The 18,443-nt window shown below is 46.9% G+C and carries 17 protein-coding genes; 9 read left to right on the plus strand and 8 right to left on the minus strand.

The window, feature by feature from the left end:
- Positions 1–365 precede the first annotated feature (365 nt).
- The 9 genes from ACQKPC_RS09505 to ACQKPC_RS09545 all read left to right on the plus strand — a co-directional run bounded on the left by ACQKPC_RS09505 (position 366) and on the right by ACQKPC_RS09545 (position 7,403).
- A complete protein-coding gene (locus ACQKPC_RS09505; RefSeq protein ID WP_008071618.1) occupies positions 366–644 on the plus strand; it encodes a hypothetical protein in 279 nt (92 codons plus the stop codon).
- A 150-nt stretch (positions 645–794) separates the two neighbouring features.
- The gene (ihfB, locus tag ACQKPC_RS09510; protein ID WP_007899751.1) at positions 795–1,091 is read left to right on the plus strand and encodes an integration host factor subunit beta; all 297 of its coding nucleotides are present in this window, start codon (positions 795–797) and stop codon (positions 1,089–1,091) included.
- Between the two features lie 27 nt (positions 1,092–1,118).
- A complete protein-coding gene (locus ACQKPC_RS09515) occupies positions 1,119–1,358 on the plus strand; it encodes a LapA family protein (RefSeq protein WP_008071619.1) in 240 nt (79 codons plus the stop codon).
- A 230-nt stretch (positions 1,359–1,588) separates the two neighbouring features.
- Positions 1,589–2,665 (plus strand): dTDP-glucose 4,6-dehydratase, encoded by a 1,077-nt coding sequence (gene rfbB / locus ACQKPC_RS09520; protein ID WP_427624248.1) that lies wholly within the window; start codon positions 1,589–1,591, stop codon positions 2,663–2,665.
- Complete coding sequence (gene rfbD, locus ACQKPC_RS09525; protein WP_427624249.1) at positions 2,662–3,555, plus strand: dTDP-4-dehydrorhamnose reductase; 894 nt, start codon at positions 2,662–2,664, stop codon at positions 3,553–3,555. The genes rfbB and rfbD overlap by 4 nt, the downstream gene beginning before the upstream one ends.
- Positions 3,552–4,442: a glucose-1-phosphate thymidylyltransferase RfbA gene (gene rfbA / locus ACQKPC_RS09530; RefSeq protein WP_427624250.1), complete on the plus strand. Its 891-nt coding sequence runs from the start codon at positions 3,552–3,554 to the stop codon at positions 4,440–4,442. Before rfbD ends, rfbA begins: the two co-directional genes overlap by 4 nt.
- Before the next feature lie 56 nt (positions 4,443–4,498).
- Positions 4,499–5,422, plus strand: coding sequence for a glycosyltransferase (locus tag ACQKPC_RS09535; protein WP_427624252.1), 924 nt, complete (start codon positions 4,499–4,501; stop codon positions 5,420–5,422).
- Positions 5,419–6,381 (plus strand): UDP-glucose 4-epimerase family protein, encoded by a 963-nt coding sequence (locus ACQKPC_RS09540; RefSeq protein WP_427624253.1) that lies wholly within the window; start codon positions 5,419–5,421, stop codon positions 6,379–6,381. The genes ACQKPC_RS09535 and ACQKPC_RS09540 overlap by 4 nt, the downstream gene beginning before the upstream one ends.
- Positions 6,378–7,403: an MraY family glycosyltransferase gene (locus tag ACQKPC_RS09545; protein WP_427624254.1), complete on the plus strand. Its 1,026-nt coding sequence runs from the start codon at positions 6,378–6,380 to the stop codon at positions 7,401–7,403. Before ACQKPC_RS09540 ends, ACQKPC_RS09545 begins: the two co-directional genes overlap by 4 nt.
- 226 nt (positions 7,404–7,629) lie before the next feature.
- Here ACQKPC_RS09545 and ACQKPC_RS09550 read toward each other — a convergent pair whose 3' ends face one another.
- The 8 genes from ACQKPC_RS09550 to ACQKPC_RS09585 form a co-directional block, all read right to left on the minus strand.
- Positions 7,630–9,390, minus strand: a complete 1,761-nt coding sequence (locus tag ACQKPC_RS09550; protein ID WP_427624255.1) for a hypothetical protein — start codon at positions 9,388–9,390, stop codon at positions 7,630–7,632.
- A gap of 856 nt (positions 9,391–10,246) precedes the next feature.
- Positions 10,247–13,447: a hypothetical protein gene (locus ACQKPC_RS09555; protein WP_427624256.1), complete on the minus strand. Its 3,201-nt coding sequence runs from the start codon at positions 13,445–13,447 to the stop codon at positions 10,247–10,249.
- A 1-nt stretch (position 13,448) separates the two neighbouring features.
- Positions 13,449–14,270 (minus strand): glycosyltransferase family 2 protein, encoded by an 822-nt coding sequence (locus tag ACQKPC_RS09560; RefSeq protein ID WP_427624257.1) that lies wholly within the window; start codon positions 14,268–14,270, stop codon positions 13,449–13,451.
- Between the two features lie 11 nt (positions 14,271–14,281).
- Positions 14,282–14,638, minus strand: coding sequence for a DMT family transporter (locus tag ACQKPC_RS09565; protein WP_427624258.1), 357 nt, complete (start codon positions 14,636–14,638; stop codon positions 14,282–14,284).
- Positions 14,635–15,471 carry a sugar phosphate isomerase/epimerase family protein gene (locus ACQKPC_RS09570; RefSeq protein ID WP_427624259.1) on the minus strand — a complete coding sequence of 279 codons (837 nt, stop codon included), beginning with the start codon at positions 15,469–15,471 and terminating at the stop codon, positions 14,635–14,637. The genes ACQKPC_RS09565 and ACQKPC_RS09570 overlap by 4 nt, the downstream gene beginning before the upstream one ends.
- Complete coding sequence (locus ACQKPC_RS09575) at positions 15,468–16,250, minus strand: pyridine nucleotide transhydrogenase (RefSeq protein ID WP_427624260.1); 783 nt, start codon at positions 16,248–16,250, stop codon at positions 15,468–15,470. Before ACQKPC_RS09575 ends, ACQKPC_RS09570 begins: the two co-directional genes overlap by 4 nt.
- Before the next feature lie 15 nt (positions 16,251–16,265).
- Positions 16,266–17,414: an FAD-dependent oxidoreductase gene (locus ACQKPC_RS09580; RefSeq protein WP_427624261.1), complete on the minus strand. Its 1,149-nt coding sequence runs from the start codon at positions 17,412–17,414 to the stop codon at positions 16,266–16,268.
- Positions 17,414–18,439: a glycosyltransferase gene (locus ACQKPC_RS09585; protein WP_427624263.1), complete on the minus strand. Its 1,026-nt coding sequence runs from the start codon at positions 18,437–18,439 to the stop codon at positions 17,414–17,416. The genes ACQKPC_RS09580 and ACQKPC_RS09585 overlap by 1 nt, the downstream gene beginning before the upstream one ends.
- Positions 18,440–18,443: the final 4 nt, after the last annotated feature.

The following is an 18,443-nucleotide window of genomic DNA, read 5'->3' on the forward strand; positions in this document are numbered from 1 at the left end:
CAGTCTTCGACCGGTGATGACGGGCGCCTGAACTTCAAGAAAGGCGAGACCTTCTCCAAGATGAAAGACAAGCCTTCGGATAGCATCGCTGCTGGTCCTACCACTCTGGGCGACCTGTTGCGTGCACAAATGGAAAAACAGAACTAAGTTCTGTCAGACCATAAAAAAAGGGCGACTTCGGTCGCCCTTTTTTGCGTCTGCGATTTGGTGAGTCCCAAGGAGGGCTGGCACCACCGCTTTTCTTTCGTGAAACCAATGATCTACATAAGTTGTCTGTAACTTCATACAGGTCAATCATCTATTCGAGGCTAGGCTTAGTCTGAAGTGAACGACCGCTGGGCATAGCGCCCGGCATAAGGAAGCGAATGAACAAGCTCATTGTCGTGATAGCAGTACTGACATTGGCGGGTTGTACCACAAGCGCCAAGACTCATGCGGTACGCGGAGTCAGTGGCATAGAGATCGATTGTTCCGGGTTGGGCTCCGGATGGGAAAAGTGCCACAAGCGAGCTGCAAAGGAATGCAAAGGCGCAGGTTATAAAGTCGTCGTCAGGTCCGATGATGCCAAGGAAGAGGATGTATTCCCTTTCGGCTTCAATCCCGCGGGTTATCTGACGCGCACCATGCTGGTTATCTGTAGATGAATGCCGGGTTGGAGCAATGTTCCGATGTTCTGAAATCGGGTGCCTCATTACGAGGAAAGATATGTCAAAACTCAGGCTGTTCAAATTTCTCCGGGCATGCTAAAACCTTTGAAGCGCTTTTCCTAGCTGCTTGAAAAAGAAGGGAAAAATATGACGAAGTCGGAGTTGATCGAACGAATTGTCACCCATCAAGGGCTGCTCTCATCCAAGGATGTGGAGCTGGCCATCAAGACCATGCTTGAGCAAATGTCCCAATGTCTGGCCACCGGTGATCGAATCGAGATCCGTGGGTTTGGCAGCTTCTCCTTGCACTATCGCGCGCCGCGCGTAGGCCGCAATCCGAAAACCGGTCAGTCCGTCAGCCTCGACGGCAAGTTCGTTCCGCATTTCAAGCCAGGCAAAGAACTGCGCGATCGCGTGAACGAGGAAGAGGAGGAGGGGCTTTGACAGCTGCTGCACTTCAAGGAACCGCTGATGCGTAACCTCAAGCGTGTACTTCTCGCTATATTTGTCCTGTTGCTCGTTCTCGCGATCCTGGCGTTCGTACTTGAGAACCAGCAAAGCGTGTCACTGCTGTTCCTGGGCTGGGCGGGCCCGCAGTTGCCAGTATCGCTGGTCATGGTGATTGCGCTGCTGATTGGCATGGTGATCGGGCCGATTCTCGGCTGGTTTCTGGGGCGTACGTCCAGGGCTTCACGCAAGCGCCTTGTCTGATCGCGACAAACCCGTTACACGCGTCGAATTTGCGTCAAGGCTTGTCCATATCCAATAGTAAAACCTTCATTAAGCTGTAAAATGCTGCGCTTGGCTGGTAGGGGTAATTTCCCCACATCGGTTCAGACTGACTCTGTCAGAAGCCACTGCTGACTTGATGGCTTTTGCATTCATGGATTAGACAGTGCGCGGTTGGCGGCCCTGTCAGCAACTTAAGGGTAAGGTTTCGCGTGAAAATTCTAGTTACCGGCGGCGCAGGGTTCATCGGCTCGGCAGTCATTCGTCATATCATCTCCAACACCACCGATTCTGTCGTTAACGTCGATAAACTGACTTATGCCGGTAACCTTGAGTCGTTGGCCGAAGTCAGCCAGAACTCGCGTTACGTGTTTGAACGCGTCGACATCTGCGACCGTAATGAAGTGGACCGTGTCCTGCGTGAGCACCAACCAGATGCCATCATGCACCTGGCCGCAGAGTCCCACGTTGACCGCTCGATCTCCGGTCCGTCTGAATTCATCCAGACCAACATCATCGGCACCTACACCTTGCTGGAAGCTGCACGCCACTATTGGGCGGCACTGGATGGGGCGCGTAAAACCAATTTCCGCTTCCACCATATCTCCACCGACGAAGTCTACGGAGACCTCGAAGGTCCGGAAGACCTCTTCACCGAAACCACACCGTATCAGCCAAGCTCGCCATATTCGGCCAGCAAGGCCAGTTCCGATCACCTGGTTCGCGCCTGGGCTCGCACTTACGGCCTGCCGACGCTGGTGACCAACTGCTCGAACAACTACGGCCCTTGCCATTTCCCAGAGAAATTGATCCCGCTGATCATTCTCAATGCACTGGAAGGTAAGCCGCTGCCTGTGTATGGCAAAGGCAACCAGGTCCGTGACTGGCTCTACGTCGAAGACCACGCTCGCGCACTGTACAAAGTCGTGACCGAAGGCGTGATCGGCGAGACCTACAACATCGGCGGCCATAACGAAAAGCAAAACATCGAAGTGGTGCATACCCTGTGCGCACTGCTCGACGAACTGCGTCCAGATTCCGCGCATCGTCCCCATGCCAGCCTGATCACCTACGTTCAGGATCGCCCGGGCCACGACCAGCGCTATGCCATCGACGCCAGCAAAATCCAGCGCGAGCTAGGCTGGACGCCGGAAGAAACCTTTGAAACCGGTATCCGCAAGACCGTCGAGTGGTACCTCAGCAACACTGAATGGGTAGCTCACGTGAAGAGCGGCAGCTACCAGCAATGGATTGACCAGAACTACACGGATCGTTCGGACAAAGCATGAAAATCCTCCTGTTGGGAAAAAACGGCCAGGTTGGCTGGGAGCTGCAACGCTCCCTTGCGCCGCTTGGCGAATTGATCGCCCTCGATCGTCACCCGGTCGATGGCTTGAGCGGCGACCTGTCTGATCTCGATGCATTGCGCGCGACGATTCGTAAGGTCAAGCCGGATGTCATCGTCAACGCTGCGGCCTACACTGCCGTCGATAAGGCTGAGTCCGAGACCGAACTGGCCGACCGTGTGAACGGCCAAGCCAGCCAGGTCATGGCTGAAGAGGCTGCATCCCTGGGTGCCTGGCTGATTCACTACTCGACCGACTACGTGTTCAGCGGCGAAGGCCTGACGCCGTGGCAGGAGACGGATGCCGTCGCCCCGGTGAATCACTACGGCGCCAGCAAACTGGCCGGCGAGCAAGCGATCATTGCCTCGGGCTGCAAGCACCTGATCTTCCGCACCAGCTGGGTCTATGGCGCTCGCGGCAATAACTTCGCCAAGACCATGCTGCGTCTGGCCAAGGACCGCGACACCCTGAGCGTCATCGCCGACCAGATCGGTGCCCCAACGGGCGCAGATTTGATCGCCGATGTAACGGCACTGGCCATTCAGCAGGTCCAGCTACGCCCTGAACTGGCGGGCCTGTATCATCTGGCGGCCAGTGGTGAAGTGTCCTGGCACGGCTATGCCAGCCATGTGATTGGTTTTGCCAAGGCCAACGGCGAAGAGCTTGCCGTCACGACGATCAATCCGATCGACACAACCGCCTACCCAACACCGGCGCGCCGCCCTCTGAACTCACGGTTGAACACTCAGAAGCTGCGCGACAATTTTTCTCTGCACTTGCCGGATTGGCAAAGTGGCGTCACCCGAATGCTTATGGAAGTTCTGAATAAATGACCACGACAAATCGTAAAGGCATCATCCTCGCTGGCGGCTCGGGCACTCGCCTGCACCCGTTGACCCTTGGTGTGTCCAAGCAGATGCTGCCGATCTACGACAAGCCGATGATCTTCTATCCGCTGTCGGTGCTGATGCTCGCCGGCATGCGCGAAATCCTGATTATCTCCACCCCTGAAGACCTGCCATCGTTCCAGAAATTGCTGGGTGACGGCAGCCTGTACGGCATCAAGCTGACCTACGCCGAGCAACCTAACCCGGACGGCCTGGCACAAGCCTTCATCATCGGCGAAGAGTTCATCGGCAAAGACCCTTGCTGCCTGATCCTGGGCGACAACATCTTCTACGGTCAGCACTTCTCCGAAAACTTGCGTTCCGCCAGCACTCAAGAGCATGGCGCGACTGTATTTGGTTACCACGTGTCGGACCCGGAGCGTTTCGGTGTAGTCGAGTTCGACGCTGCCGGCCGTGCCTTGAGCATCGAAGAGAAGCCGCTGAAGCCTAAATCTGCCTACGCGGTGACTGGCCTGTACTTTTACGATAACCAGGTCGTCGAAATCGCCAAGAGCATCAAGCCTTCTGCCCGTGGCGAGCTGGAAATCACCGACGTTAACCGTGCCTACCTCGAACAGAAGACCCTCAACGTCGAAATGCTCGGCCGCGGTTTCGCCTGGCTGGACACCGGCACCCACGATTCGCTGCTGGAAGCCAGTCACTTCGTGCACACCATCGAGCAGCGCCAAGGCTTGAAAGTGGCGTGCCTGGAAGAAATCGCTTACCACAATGGCTGGATCACAGCCGAGCAGTTGGGTACTCAGGCTGATGCTCTGAAGAAGACTGGCTATGGCCAGTACCTGCAGAAACTGCTGGACTCGCCTTCCCACTGATTCGAAAACTCAATCCTTTCGAGCAGTAGCGTTTAACCGGTCCAGGCAGGAATGGCATGCCAGTAAAACATCCCAAGGTTGCAGTTTTGCTGGCTGCCTACAATGGCATGCGGTGGATCGAGGAGCAGTTGGCCTCGATCCTCGACCAGTCAGCTGTCGACGTAACCGTTTATATCAGTATCGATCCTTCCACTGATGGTACCGAGGCTTGGTGCGCGGCTTATGCGGCTGAGCACCCCGAGGTTTTGGTCTTGCCGGCCGCCGGCAGTTTTGGCGGTGCCTCCCGTAACTTCTTCCGTCTCATCCGCGATGTCGACTTTGAAAGCTACGACTTTGTGGCCTTTGCTGACCAGGATGATGTTTGGCATTCGAATAAACTCCAGCGTGCGACCCAAGCCATCCAGGCCCGTCGTGTAGAAGCCTACTCCAGCAATGTCACGGCATTCTGGCCAGATGGCAGCACTCATGTGTTGGACAAGGCGCAGCCTCAGGTTGCATGGGATTTTCTGTTCGAAGCGGCGGGTCCCGGCTGTACCTACGTGATGAGCAAAAAACTCGCGGACTCGCTAAAGGCTTCGATGCTCGCCAATTGGCAGCAACTGCAAGATGTCAGTTTGCATGACTGGTATTGCTACGCCTTCGCTCGCAGCCATGGTTACCGCTGGTACATCGACTCTGAGCCGTCCATGGACTATCGCCAGCATGAGCGTAACCAGGTAGGCGCCAATAAGGGCTTGAGTCCGCTGATTGCCCGCTACAAAACAATTCATGACGGTTGGTGGTTCAATCAGGTTCAGTTGATTGCACACTTGGTAGGACAGGGGGGCGATCCTTTCGTGCAGACATGGCTGAAACTGCGCCGCAGACAACTTATGAAACTTTCCTTCAGTGCTTGGCGTTGCCGACGGCGAGTGCGGGATAAAGTGTTTTTCTTTTGTATTTGCTGGGCGACCGCGTTGATAGGGAAGAAGGCCAGATGACCACCCCGAAGGTATTAGTGACGGGGGCTAGCGGTTTCGTTGGAGAGGCGTTGGTTTTCAGGCTGTTGGTGGACAAGAAGTTCAGCCCGATAGCGGCGGCACGCGGTGCCACGCGGTTGCACGGATTGTGCCCAGTGGTGCCCTTCGATCTCACCCATGCCAAGATCTTGCCTGCACTCGACGATGTCCAGGTAGTCGTTCATGCCGCTGCCCGAGTGCATGTCATGAATGAAACCGCAGTGGATGCATTGGCCGAGTTTCGTAAGGTCAATGTGGAGGGGACGCTCAAGCTGGCTCAGTGCGCTGCGGAATCGGGAGTAAAGCGTTTTATCTTCATCAGCTCGATCAAGGTCAACGGCGAAAGCACTCTCCCGGGTCAACCCTTCAAAGCCGATGATCATCCGAATCCGCAAGATCCTTACGGTGTGTCCAAGTACGAAGCCGAAGAGGCTCTGAAGCGACTAGGCCACGACACCGGCATGGAAGTGGTGATCATCCGTCCACCACTGGTCTACGGGCCTGGAGTGAAGGCTAATTTTCTGAGTATGTTGAGCTGGCTCAATAAGGGCATTCCACTGCCACTGGGTGCGATTCGAAATCAGCGAAGCCTTGTAGCCATCGGAAACCTGGTGAGCCTTATTGTCAGGTGTATCGAACATCCCGCTGCGGCCAGCCGGACCTTTCTAGTTAGCGACGGTGAAGACTTATCTACAACTCAGCTGCTCCGTCGTCTATCCAAGGCACTAGGCAAACCTGCCCGGCTCTTGCCTCTACCTGAGTGGCTATTGAAACTGGCAGCTTCGACACTGGGTAAGCAAGCCGTTGCTCAGCGCATATGTGGCTCGCTACAAGTAGATATCAGCAAAAATCGTGAATTATTAGGGTGGACGCCACCCATCAATATGGACAAAGCCATGCGTCAGACCGCTGGCCATTATCTGGAAAAGCAAACGAAATGACTGTTTGGTGGCTGCTATTGGCGGTACTCGCCGTCTCTTGGCTGTTGACGCTTGGGTTGCGTCGTTATGCCTTGGCCAAGAGTTTGATGGACATACCCAATGAACGGAGTTCGCACTCTGTTCCGACTCCTCGTGGGGGAGGGGTGGCCATAGTTGTCGCCTTTCTACTGGCACTTCCTGTTCTTACGGGGCTTGATCTGCTGAGTCGGGAGGCCTTGTATGGATTGTTTGGTTCGGGGTTGCTCGTTGCGATTATCGGGTTCGCCGATGACCATGGGCATATTGCTGCCAGATGGCGGTTGCTAGGGCATTTCATCGCTGCGGCTTGGGCGCTGTTTTGGTTGAACGGGCTTCCACCAATTGAACTGTTCGGCATCACCGTTGATTTGGGGTGGTTCGGTAATATCCTGGCGTTGGTCTATCTGGTCTGGATGCTCAATCTCTATAACTTCATGGACGGCATTGATGGATTGGCCAGTGCCGAGGCGATCAGTGTTTGCCTGGGAATGTGTCTGGTTTACTGGTTCAGCGGGAATCTTGAGCTGATCTGGGCTCCGTTGATGCTGGCGGCGGCTGTGGCGGGGTTTCTGTGGTGGAATTTTCCTCCAGCGCGGATTTTTATGGGGGATGCGGGGAGTGGGTTTCTGGGGGTTGTGCTGGGGGCGATAGCTCTAGAGTCAACATGGCTTAACTCCGAACTGTTATGGAGTTGGTTGATTCTGTTAGGTGTTTTTATTGTGGACTCAACTTTGACTTTGATCCGGAGGCTAGTGAGGGGGGATAAGATTTATCAGGCGCATCGTAGTCATGCCTATCAATCCGCATCTAGATATTACGCAAGCCATAAAAGGGTAACGCTTGGTGTCATGGCAATAAATGTATTTTGGCTGCTGCCAATCTCGTTAGCTGTTGGATCTTCGATGTTGAGCGAGCTTGTCGGCGTATTGCTGGCTTTCGTACCTCTTATATTGCTTGCGTTAAAGTTTGAAGCAGGGGCAGAAGAGCGGGGCTCGTCGAGCTAAAAGTTGAGCGCTGGTCTAGTTTTTAGGATTGCCGCTGAACTGCAGAGGTCGGGCTTTCTCTCTCCTGTCGCGCTGAAATAGCTGAACACCGTGCTATAAAACAGCGCTATTCCATATGGATAACTATCTTTTAGCGCACGGGCCGCATCAAACAGATAAACCCTCCTCCCCCCACGCCCATCAACTCATATATAAAAACTCAGTTTTTTCATGTTTCAACGATACATTAATTACGACAGAAAACTACGTAATCTCCCTCTGTAAGTACCTTTTTATAGTTATTTAGCATTAAGCTTGCGCCGTTTTCGACTTGTGAACGAATCACAATAATATCAACCCCTTTAGCTATTAGAAAACGAAAATCTTCGGCTGAACCATCTTGTAGACCAGTTGCAAAATTTCTTGCGCGCAGCCTTACATCCTCCGGCACCTTTATTTGAGCAGTATTAGTGTTTAAGAAGTTATGATGCATGTGACGTGCGGCGACACTTCTCAGTGACGGTTCGAGCATTTGGGCAGTTACCTCCCACTGCTCTGGAGCCAAAAGTGTTGCCGACTCTTTAAAGTGTCGGCAGTTTTCCGACGCTTTCCTTACCGACATAAGCTCTATTTCAGGAAGTTTCTCTTCGAATAGTCCTTTGAAGTGATGAGGGTAGCCCCACTGCTTTTGAAGTGAAAATATGTTTGATCCGGCAGCAATAATCAAGACAAGAAAAAGACTAGGGAGCAAGGCTATGTTATACGATTGTATCTTGATAAAATTTATAACAATCATGCCAAGCATTGCTACTATAGTGGGGTATTGAAAAAGATAATAAATTCTCCAAAAACCATCAGAAGGAACGAATTTATGGAAGACTGGAAGCAGTAATGGATTAAGAAGAACTATGCCAAGTACAAGTTGATAGACTGAAAATTTAATCAGTGCCGCCCTGTTTATTTCTAGATTTTTGTATAACAGGATTGGGATTAATGCGAGATATATGAAAAGGCTCCTACTGGAGAGGCTTAATTTTATATAGTCCGAAAAAGGCATCGTTTCAAATCCTCTCCAATAACTATCGTCTTTCAGGCCTCCGAATTTATATATAAAAATCCCACCCACTGTTACTGGCACTGCGGCTAGCAAAAAAGACATGAATCTAGGTGAAGCACCCTTGCGGACTATAAGCTCAGTAAGAATTAATGCAGCTATTGCGAGTGGCAGTATAAAAAGTGAGGAACCTGTCAGTCCTAAGAAAAAAACTACTGTGCAAAATACAAAAAACCAATCGTCTGGTCGATTAGTTTCGTAAGCTCGATCAAACGCCGGAAATAGTGTAATTAGAGCTGCGGATAGAAAACACTTTCCAGTCCACCCACCAAGAAAAAGCCATGCCCCTATGCGCCTATTCTGATCTGCATCCCCAAAAAATAAAAATAAAAATACAGAACCGGCGACAATGACTCTAGTTGATGCACTTGTCTTTGGAAAAAAATGTGCAACTGCGTAATTTACTGAAAAAGCATAGAGCATTATTGAAACGAATGTTCCGCCGATTTGATACCCAATAATCTCTGATCCAAAAAAACTGCCAAAGTTGGAGAGGAAATATTCCCAAGATGTCATTAGATGGGCAGCGCTGATTGGCGCGACTTGATCAAACGCTATTCTAGTATCGTAGTTCGGTAAAAAAATATCACCACTTAACCTCAAAAACGCTATTCGATGGAAAAAAGTGCTGTCATCTGGATTAAATGCGTAAAGAAAAGCTGTAATCGACGCAAAAAAAATGGATACACCAAGCAAAACAAAAAAATCTTTACTGTATCTTATTTCTTGGTTTTTTTGGATTCTGGATGAAATCAACCAAAAGACAATCGCCGCCATAAGTGTGGCTATCAATCCGCTGTTTTGATTTGCCCCGACCAAAACACAGGCCCAATAGGCTATGGTTAACCCTGCAAGCGCACAAATAAAATTCTGAAAAAATCTAATTGATCCCACTACATACTCCAAGGCTAGTTCGATATATCCTTTTCCAGTATATCTGTATTTTTATTGGTTTTGCAGAAGCAAAAATGAGTTAGTCGACTCTTGTGTTACATAAGCGAATTTTATGAGTCGTGGGATTCTGACGACAGAACAGCTTTACGAATATCTCTGGACGCTCTCCGCTGGTTGCCTATTCGGCGTGTATTGGTCAAATCGGATGCTGACGACGGTCACTATCAATGCAACTGCTGATCAGTGTGAATGTTGCTATGCAGCGGTCTCCTCACCCCCTCCAGCACGCAGTCAATCCAGGCAACACTCCTTAATCAGCTCTCGCGCCTTTCCTTCGCTCACCCCAGTGCTTGCTTGCCGACTCTCACCGCCGACCACTTAGCTACGTAATACAACCAGATCATATTGACCCATCTGCTACTCGCGCTTGTACAGCCCGGGCCCCAGCGATATCAACCACACAAGCCAGGTCGTAATAGTGTAGAACTTTGATGCGAACGGAATTGCGTCACGTATAATACCTTGGATTGGCGAGGTATAGATTGGGAATCTCTATCTCATCCATCCGCTACCAGCCCATTGTTCCAGGACATGTTCGTATTGCCTAGCGGACGGCGCAACAGCCTAGGAATCTTCATGATCTTTTCCCTAAATCCCCAGTGTAGTACGATCAATATAAATGACGCATGTGGTTTTCTTGCGTTAAGCACAGCGCACGATAGCGATGATGGTAGCCATCTATTTTTGAGTTCACTGAAGTGTTCGGGCCGTGCTAAAGGTGCTTTATCGCAACAAAATTACAATAAAGCACCTTGTGCGGAGCGCCTATCTGTTGGGATAAGCACTTTTATAATTGTTATGGAAGAGTGTTGTTCTTATATAGTGCAAGGTGTTTCAGCTTAATGCTCGTGCACGCAGCAGGATTATCAAGATCAATTCTAAGTCCTGCAATTGTTTTCATTGTTAACCATAAAGGTAAAGCCTCAAGAGGTACTACTATGCTTCCGTCCTCGGCGTTAAACTTTACGCTCAACGCTTCGTTTGGACCGTCGTATGTGTCACCCCACCAGAATAGTTGAATACGTGGTTCTTGCTGTTTATCCTCGCAGGAAAAGTCGAAGCGCAGCATCCCAGAGGTCTTTCCAGACAAGGCCAAACTGGAAACATCATAGATAAGTTGAGGGTCAGGTCCCGAGACTCTTAACGACTCCCCCTGTCCAGAAAAGTCTTTCGTAGAAAATGGGGTGGAGGAAAGATCTGATAATAGGTTGAGCTTAGATTCGAGAGACTTAAGCGATCGTCCCCAAGCGATCGGGATCTTTTTGAAGTCATTGCTGCCAAAGGATTTTTGCATTAGTGTTGATCTATATTTGTTAATGGATTCTCCAGTTAACTCAGCTTCAATATATGTTTGCTCGCTGGACTCAAACTTCGTGAGCTTTATGTCTGAAGAAATTGTGATTATATTTTTATCTATATTGGTGATTGTATATTGAGTGTTCAACAATTTTATTGTTTGACCAATATTAAGTATGTTCGAAAAATCCGGGTCGATAGTTATTTTGAATTTACTCGAGTTTTTCGAGATTAAGGGTGTGGAATCAGGAGTGGTAATTGTTGGGATTTGAACGACATTGCTTATCGAGTCTGACTCGGATTTTAAGTAGCCGACTATAAAACCATTCTCTAAGTTGGCTAGATAATTTTCAACTATGTAGTGATAGAGCAATGGTGTGCGAAGAGCAAGGCCTCCTCCGTCGTGAATGATATTGGCACCTTCCAATAAGGCCATACGAGGTTTGGCTTTAATCAGGGTTTTTATTGCTCTGCGTTGTTGTTCCAGAGGCACCATGTTATATACGGCTGTAACCGATAGCAACGGAGGCCTGTTGAGATAAAAGTATTGTGCGTTGCGAGAGGTAAGATCTAAGTATGACTCATTTGGTGATAATTTGGCGTCGAATAGGGCCTTTAGATGTTTTAGGCGATTGATGTTTTCTATTTGGATAGAGCCAGTACCTATATTGGGAAAGCCACTTTTCTCGCCATCAAAGAGATGCCCAACAGGAATGTGAGATGAAAAGCTGAATACGAAGGAGTTTAGTGAAGGAGGAAAAACGTTTACAGTGGAGCTTAGGGTTACTCCAAAAAGAATCCATCCGGCTTTTATTCGGGCCTCCGTCAAATGCCATATCGCCAGCGGAACCAGGATAGTCCAACCTAATATGCCTGATGTTGCTGGCCGAGATCCAGCGCTTGGATCAATTCTTCCCATTGAATATGGAATCAATAGCAGAGATAGTGCAACGACTACTACGGCAGGTAAAATTAAGTTTGGATTGCTTTTTAGATAGTGACGATGGTTGTATATAGTGATTAAGGCAATTACTGGAACAAAAACCCAAGACATTCGGACTGCTTCAAAAATAAATCCTGAGCGCGGACCGCCATTCCAACTTAGACTCCAAGGTACTCCATAAGCAATTTGGTTAATCGGACCATTTTCTAAGACATACCTTACTGCATTGAAAAGCATCGAAAGAAACGGACTAGTAGCCGAAAGAAGAACAATGACTCCAAGAGCAAGGACTACAAAACCTCGTCCAACGGTAAACTTATCGCTTTTCCAGTACTTCCATAGGACGTATAAACCTATTGGCGCTGAAGCAAAAGTGATTAACAATCCTTGTGGGGGCACACCCAATATTGCAATAGGTGCGGTTAATAGCCAAATAGATAGCCATTTTGCGTGTTTTTCGATAAGACTATTATCGAGCCATAGACATAAGAATGGGACGAGGAATAACCAACTCAAATTAGTCGATTGCGAAAAGCCACCAAGAAGAAGTATCGCAATAAACGCCAGTAAGTAGTTTTGACTGAATTTATAAAGTGCTAAAAAAGCTACGAGGCTCAGTAATAGTGTTGCAAAGCGGGCCGCTTCAGCAATATTTGCAGCAGTTCCCTCATAAAATACATAAGCCAAGAGGCCAGGGAGGTCATCTCCGATGATCCCATGTGCGGGCATATAGTCTACATAAGGAACAGCGCCTTTAAGATATTGCCACCAACCTAACAGATGCTCACCAAAATGGTAGTCATCGGGACTGACCAGTGGCTGGGCTGTAACTCCTGCTTTAAATACAATAAGAAGTGCAAATATTGCTAAGGGTGATATTAAACTCGTAATTCCATTTATTTTGTTTCTTTGATAATTTATATGACGTCGAATAATATCAAGTACGCAGAGTGCAACCAAAAGGATAAGCACTATTTTAAGCAAAGGAGTTGTTGAATATTTCGTGATGGCGCCAGTGGGAGTTATTAGCCTCGCGGGATAAAAGCATAGAAAAAGTGTAGATAGAGTAGTTTGTCCAAAAAGCAAAGCAAAGGGGGTTAGTTTTTCTAGAAAATGTGACCGATAAGTGGCTGTAAATAAGAGCGCTATGACCCCAAGAGTCAATAATATATAAGCTATTCTTAGTGTTGGTTTTATGTCTAGGGTGTGGCCAATACTGGCTGGCAGGCGGCCTAAAGTAAGTGCTAGTTCAAGTGGGGCTAGGGATATAAGAATAATGCTGAACAGGGCTATACTTGCCGTATTCGAGGTTAATTTTGTGCTTGACTTGGTGAGTGTTAGGCTGATGAGCAAAAAATAGATAATTCCGAGTATAGAAAGATAAAAAAGTTTAATATCGAATGGGAGTCCTATCAGGCTTGAACCAAACGTCATTGCTGCGGGAATCGACCAAATTAATAGTTGTTTGACAAAAGAGTTGGCTTCATCTTGAGAGGTTTTTGTCTTAATGGTGATTAATTTTGTTTTAAAAAACCAAAGACTAAATAATAATGTAAATATAAATACAGGCGCAGCTATTAAATCTTGAAGTTTGGAGTTTGCATCCCAGGTGATATTGCCCACAATAAAACTAAAATATGATGGTGCTAAAGTTAAGTTCAAAGATGCTAATGTGAAAAACATAGCCACGCAGATGGACACAATAGCGACTGTTAATTTATCTAAAAAATAAAATTTTGATGATGGGATAGAGGTCATTTTATTGTTTCTTTGTTGGGTTGTAGCGGCCGGCACATGCCCGAAAAAGAACTTCGAGTACCGAAAGATTGCCTTTGATACTGCTGATTTTTGTTGGTACTTCACCTTTTGGATAACGTCGATTAGTTGCTATTTCTATGCAGCGATAACCCAGTTTTGGAGCACGATAGGATAGATATGCTAAAAGCTCATAGGTTCTGAAGATGTCGCGGAATATTGAAATTTCCGGATCTATCAACATTTTTCGACTATATGCTCTGAACCCCTGAGTAGTGTCGGTCCATTTAAAGCCAGAGCTAATACTTAGTAGGGGGGCGTGAATAAATCTAATGGCTAAATCGCGTGATTTTGGAGTGTTTTCTGCAACTCCTCCTGCGACAAATCTTGAAGCTTGCACGAAATCAACTCCGGCAGATAAAGCCTCTATGAATCGAGGAATTGCCTCAGGATCGTCTTTGTCGTTACCATCAATTGTAATAATGCCATCGTAACATTCATCTAAAGCGAAGGCATATGCGCATCGAAGTTGCGAGCTTAATTTTCCTGGGCCGGTTTTTACAATTAAGCCGTTGACACCTAGTTTTATAAGTTCATCATGAATCAAAGAGCCATCTGTGCTACCCCCATCCACAATCAAAATATCCGCTTGCTGTTCAATATTCAAGTCGGACATGCGGGAGAGAAGATTCTTTATCCTTTCTCCTTCATTAATTACTGGTATCACTATGCAGTAATTATGCTTGCGACCATTCCAGAAAGTGGTGTTGAAGTTTGGGATTTCCCATGTGTCGCGATCAAATAGGCTTGTATCTGATAAGTGCATATTGTTTTCCTTTACGCTACGCGTGCTGTAATTAACGCAACACCTGCAATTATTAAGAAAATGCCGGCTACCGTTGTCCAGTAAAAGTTCTCACGAAATATTAATACTGAAAATAGCGCGACAGTTGCGACAGCCCCTGCTGTGAGAACCGGGTGTGCCACATTCAAGGGCAACTTGGTCAATGCTGCAGCATAAAGTAGAAAAGCTGCTCCATATAATACAAGGCCAAGCCAGAATGGCCAGTTACTCAGCGACTCAAGCGGCGTTTGAATAGATGGAAATTTTCTAGGAGGGACCATAGCCATCTTAACGAGAACACTCGCGGATGCATTAGAGAGTATACCCATAATTAAAATTAGCCATTTCATCGTTGCAGGTCCGCTAGTTTATTACAGTATTTGTTGAAGGCGACATCTAGTGAACGCTTAATTGATACGATATGAGGTTCATTAACCGTGGCTAGCATTTCGATAGTCAGTAGCGTTTGAGGTAAGAAGGAGTCCAAAGCTAATCTTATCGAGTCGTGGTCAGTAGATCCGTCGCCAATAGGCACTAGGTTTGGTTCGCTGATATGAATGTGACCGATCAAGTGTGCAAAATTCTTAATAATTATGGCCGGGTCCTCATTGTTTAACGTTATAGCCCCAGTGTCCAGTTGCATCTTTATTGCTTGGTGATTGGTGTGCTTTACTACTTCTGCTGTTTCTACGCTCGTAGTCATGAAATTCGAATTATAAATTGGAGGGTTTGGCTCTAGGCAAACTATTACTCCGTGGCGCGCAGCAATATCGCCAAGACTATGGAAAAAGGCACTTGCAACGTCCAACGCTTCCTTGTCACTCAACCCTGTTCTATCGCGGTTTTTCGGAGATCCGAAAACAAGGCGTTTAGCTTCTAGTCCAGCCCCTATTCGACATACCGCATCTAAGTGCCGTAGCATTTCTGACTGTGAGTTTGGTGAACCGAACATATTCAATCCAGTTGTCCCAAATAACAAGGCCTGCATGCCTGTAATTTCGATTCCTTGTTCCTGCCACCAATTTCTAACGTTGGCAGTTTCGATGTCCGACGTGCTGAGTGGTTCAGGGAAATATTTGCCAGGAGCTATATCGATAGCATTGACATTATAGCTGTGCAAGAGTTCGACAATAGAAGTATCTTCTTCAACAGACCATGCTATATTTGAAATTGATAGTGTCATGGCTTTTTACCGGAAAGAGCTTGCTGGTATTGATTATAGGATCTTATGGCCTGAATAGCTTCGCGCACACTATATAGGTAACTTCCCGATGCACCATAAACATTTGCATACTGTGTTTGCATATCATATCTTGCGCTTTCGGCCGAGCATTGGTTTTCGAAGTTTTTTCCAAAACCGTACTTCGATACATCCGAAACAGATATGGGTTCTGCTGTTAAATGAATTATTTTAATGTTTGCCTCGCTAGCAATTTTGATATCTGCCCAGAGGTTTACCATAGGATAAAATTGAAAAATTGCTTGGCTGTCGATGTTTTGAGTGTTGTTGTTATGCTGAAAGTCGTAAATTATGTTTTTTCGAAGACCGGGCCCAACCAGTCCTGGAAGACGAACTATCAGGTGGCGCTCAAAATGTTGTTCCACAAATTTTTCTAATCTTCGTCGATTTAGACCATACGCTTGAAGCTCGTTTTCATTTATAGGGCTGGCTTCATTTACACCAATGGGTGAACTAAAAACATCCACAGTGCTAATTAAAATAAAATTGTTGCAGGTTATGGTTTTTAAATGACTAATAAGCGCATCAATGATTTCCTGATCTTTTTCTGGATTTTGGTTGGCAATCCACTTTTGAGCGGGCGCTGCTGCGCACACTACGGTATCAAATGATTTTCCATCAATCTCCTGAATGTTCGTCGAGCGGTAATGAAAATCAAATTGAGTTTGGTTCAGAAGGGTGCTCCCCACGAAACCCGATGATCCAATGAGTGCGTCAGCCATTAATTACTCCAGTATTCAGCTTTCGATAATCGGTGAGTTAATTAATATCTCGGTGTCTAGTTTTTCAAATATATCGTAGATGTTATCAATTTTTCCACCCAATATTGAGTAACACCCAGGAAGCTCTGCATGTTTCTCAAATAGTATGGGTCTACCATCGTCGCTTTCATTTTTCGTCAAGACAGTTTTTATTTCGAAAAGTGATTCGATGTGACGTGCTTTTATAATGCTAGGTATATATCTGCTAACATCTCTGATCATCCTGTCAGTACGAGAACTTCGGTTGTATTGCTCTAGTTTGAGATATGGGTCTACACCGAAGTTGTCTTTCCAGCTTAAATGAGGCGTGTACCTAACGTGGGATAGAGTATGTAGGTCACGAGATGGGAAAGGCATCAGTGAAAAGAAAGGGCCATCCATAACAGTTATGCCCAAATCTGAAAGCTCGGGCGGCATTTTTACAAGAGCCATCTCGGTAATTTCATGTTTTAGTTTCGAAGATAGAGACCTGAAATCGCCAGAAAACTGATTTAATCCACTATAGGTGCAGTTAAATATAGTGCGGGTTTTAATAACGTGATTATGAGTGAAGTTACTAATGAGTTTGATGCCCAACTGTTCTGTGTCTAAGTTTCTTATTTGTGTTGCCCGAGTGCTATAAAGAATTTTTATATTTAAGCGATTAAGCTCGCTTGTAGCCCAGTCACATAGTTTTTTCGAGTCAAAGGCATATTCTTCGACTAAAAAGGCCTTCTCAATCAAGTGAGGTTCAAATAAGCCTTTCAAGGAGGCGTCGATTGGTTTGACGGATGCCCCTATTTCAGAGCAGAATCTTTCAAATTGTTTGGCTGTGACCTTCGAGTTTCTACGAGCAATGGCATAGATTTTGGTGAAATCTTGTCTGATTATTTGAGGCCAATCTTTAACAAAGCGTGGTAAGTTAACTCTGCTACGATAGGCTGTTGTGAAGCTTCTAGGGTAGTGATACCCATTATGAACACGAGCTTGATTGTTATATGAGGCACGTGTCATTAACTGCGCTTCTTGTTCAATGACTAAGATTCGCTTGATGCCTCTTGTTGATGCGAGATAAGTTGCGATCGAAACGCCGTAGAAGCCTCCTCCTATTATTACGGCATCATAATCGTTGGCGGCATTTTGCATTACTTATCTTGCTCCTGGTTGGAAGCGTATTGAAGGGAGGAGGTATAAGTGTTTTCTTCGATGTTTAATTTTTCTTTGCGACGTATTATAGCGCTAGTGAATTCTTGTGCTACATGATATAGAGGTCCCTCGTTAGACGAGTGAGCCATATGAAGAATGTATTCGCCTAGAACTAATAGAACTAACGATATAAGGAAAAACATACCTGACTGTTGTAGGGATAAGCTGACCCACCCTGATGCGACATCGGACTTGAATAACCAGATTGTTACAACATAAATTGAGTATATTAAGTTAGCAAAGGCACCGAAAAGAGAAAGTGATGTAACAAGTCGCATAGGTGCACGGGTAGTGGACACGATCATTCTCATGCCCCGATCAATGCTCTCGCCTAGATGGCGATCCTTTTTGGGTTTGGTTTGAGAACTGTATTCAAGGTTGACTCTAGCGAATCCCCCTGTCGCCGGAAGGTGACGGTAGGTCATTGCTGGTTGAGGGTGCTGTAATATGAAATTTACTACGCGTTTACTTAGGATGCGATATTGGGGGGCTTCATTAGCTAAGTCTATACCGTTAAACCACTTGTAGAGCTTGTTAAAAATGGAGAAAGCGCCTTTGTATAAAAAGCCTTGATCGGTTTTATTTTTGTTATTAGCGAATACAACGTCGGCACCTTCTACAGCCTTGCTCAACATCTCATTCAGAAAAGTAATGTCGTCAGTAAGAGGGTCAATTACGGCGACAAAATCACCAAGAGCATTTTCCAGGCCAACCCATGACGCGGTATCGGCATCTACAGATTTGGTAAGGGCATAGACCTGTAAATTTGGTAGGCCTGTTTCGTCTGTAAGTCTTTTCAATATGGAGACTGAGCAATCATCCGATGCGTTATCTACTATTATTAATTCGAAATCGCTTACTTGACTTTCGATAATTTTTACGGCGTCGGCGAGTAAAGGCTCAATTCTATCGGACTGATTTCTCAGAACCATAACAACGGATAAAAATATCGGAAAATAAGCCACGGTT

This window comes from Pseudomonas sp. NPDC089918 (assembly GCF_050280605.1).
In the GTDB taxonomy this organism is placed as follows: Bacteria; Pseudomonadota; Gammaproteobacteria; order Pseudomonadales; family Pseudomonadaceae; genus Aquipseudomonas.

What these genes read in the sequence shown, in the direction of transcription:
- ACQKPC_RS09570 (WP_427624259.1), bottom strand. Translation starts at nt 15,471, where the DNA reads ATGACACTATCAATTTCAAATATAGCATGGTCTGTTGAAGAAGATACT.
- ACQKPC_RS09580 (WP_427624261.1), bottom strand. Translation starts at nt 17,414, where the DNA reads ATGCAAAATGCCGCCAACGATTATGATGCCGTAATAATAGGAGGAGGC.
- ACQKPC_RS09575 (WP_427624260.1), bottom strand. Translation starts at nt 16,250, where the DNA reads ATGGCTGACGCACTCATTGGATCATCGGGTTTCGTGGGGAGCACCCTT.
- ACQKPC_RS09565 (WP_427624258.1), bottom strand. Translation starts at nt 14,638, where the DNA reads ATGAAATGGCTAATTTTAATTATGGGTATACTCTCTAATGCATCCGCG.
- ACQKPC_RS09505 (WP_008071618.1), top strand. Translation starts at nt 366, where the DNA reads ATGAACAAGCTCATTGTCGTGATAGCAGTACTGACATTGGCGGGTTGT.
- ihfB (WP_007899751.1), top strand. Translation starts at nt 795, where the DNA reads ATGACGAAGTCGGAGTTGATCGAACGAATTGTCACCCATCAAGGGCTG.
- ACQKPC_RS09540 (WP_427624253.1), top strand. Translation starts at nt 5,419, where the DNA reads ATGACCACCCCGAAGGTATTAGTGACGGGGGCTAGCGGTTTCGTTGGA.
- rfbA (WP_427624250.1), top strand. Translation starts at nt 3,552, where the DNA reads ATGACCACGACAAATCGTAAAGGCATCATCCTCGCTGGCGGCTCGGGC.
- ACQKPC_RS09515 (WP_008071619.1), top strand. Translation starts at nt 1,119, where the DNA reads ATGCGTAACCTCAAGCGTGTACTTCTCGCTATATTTGTCCTGTTGCTC.
- rfbD (WP_427624249.1), top strand. Translation starts at nt 2,662, where the DNA reads ATGAAAATCCTCCTGTTGGGAAAAAACGGCCAGGTTGGCTGGGAGCTG.
- ACQKPC_RS09555 (WP_427624256.1), bottom strand. Translation starts at nt 13,447, where the DNA reads ATGACCTCTATCCCATCATCAAAATTTTATTTTTTAGATAAATTAACA.
- ACQKPC_RS09560 (WP_427624257.1), bottom strand. Translation starts at nt 14,270, where the DNA reads ATGCACTTATCAGATACAAGCCTATTTGATCGCGACACATGGGAAATC.
- ACQKPC_RS09535 (WP_427624252.1), top strand. Translation starts at nt 4,499, where the DNA reads ATGCCAGTAAAACATCCCAAGGTTGCAGTTTTGCTGGCTGCCTACAAT.
- ACQKPC_RS09545 (WP_427624254.1), top strand. Translation starts at nt 6,378, where the DNA reads ATGACTGTTTGGTGGCTGCTATTGGCGGTACTCGCCGTCTCTTGGCTG.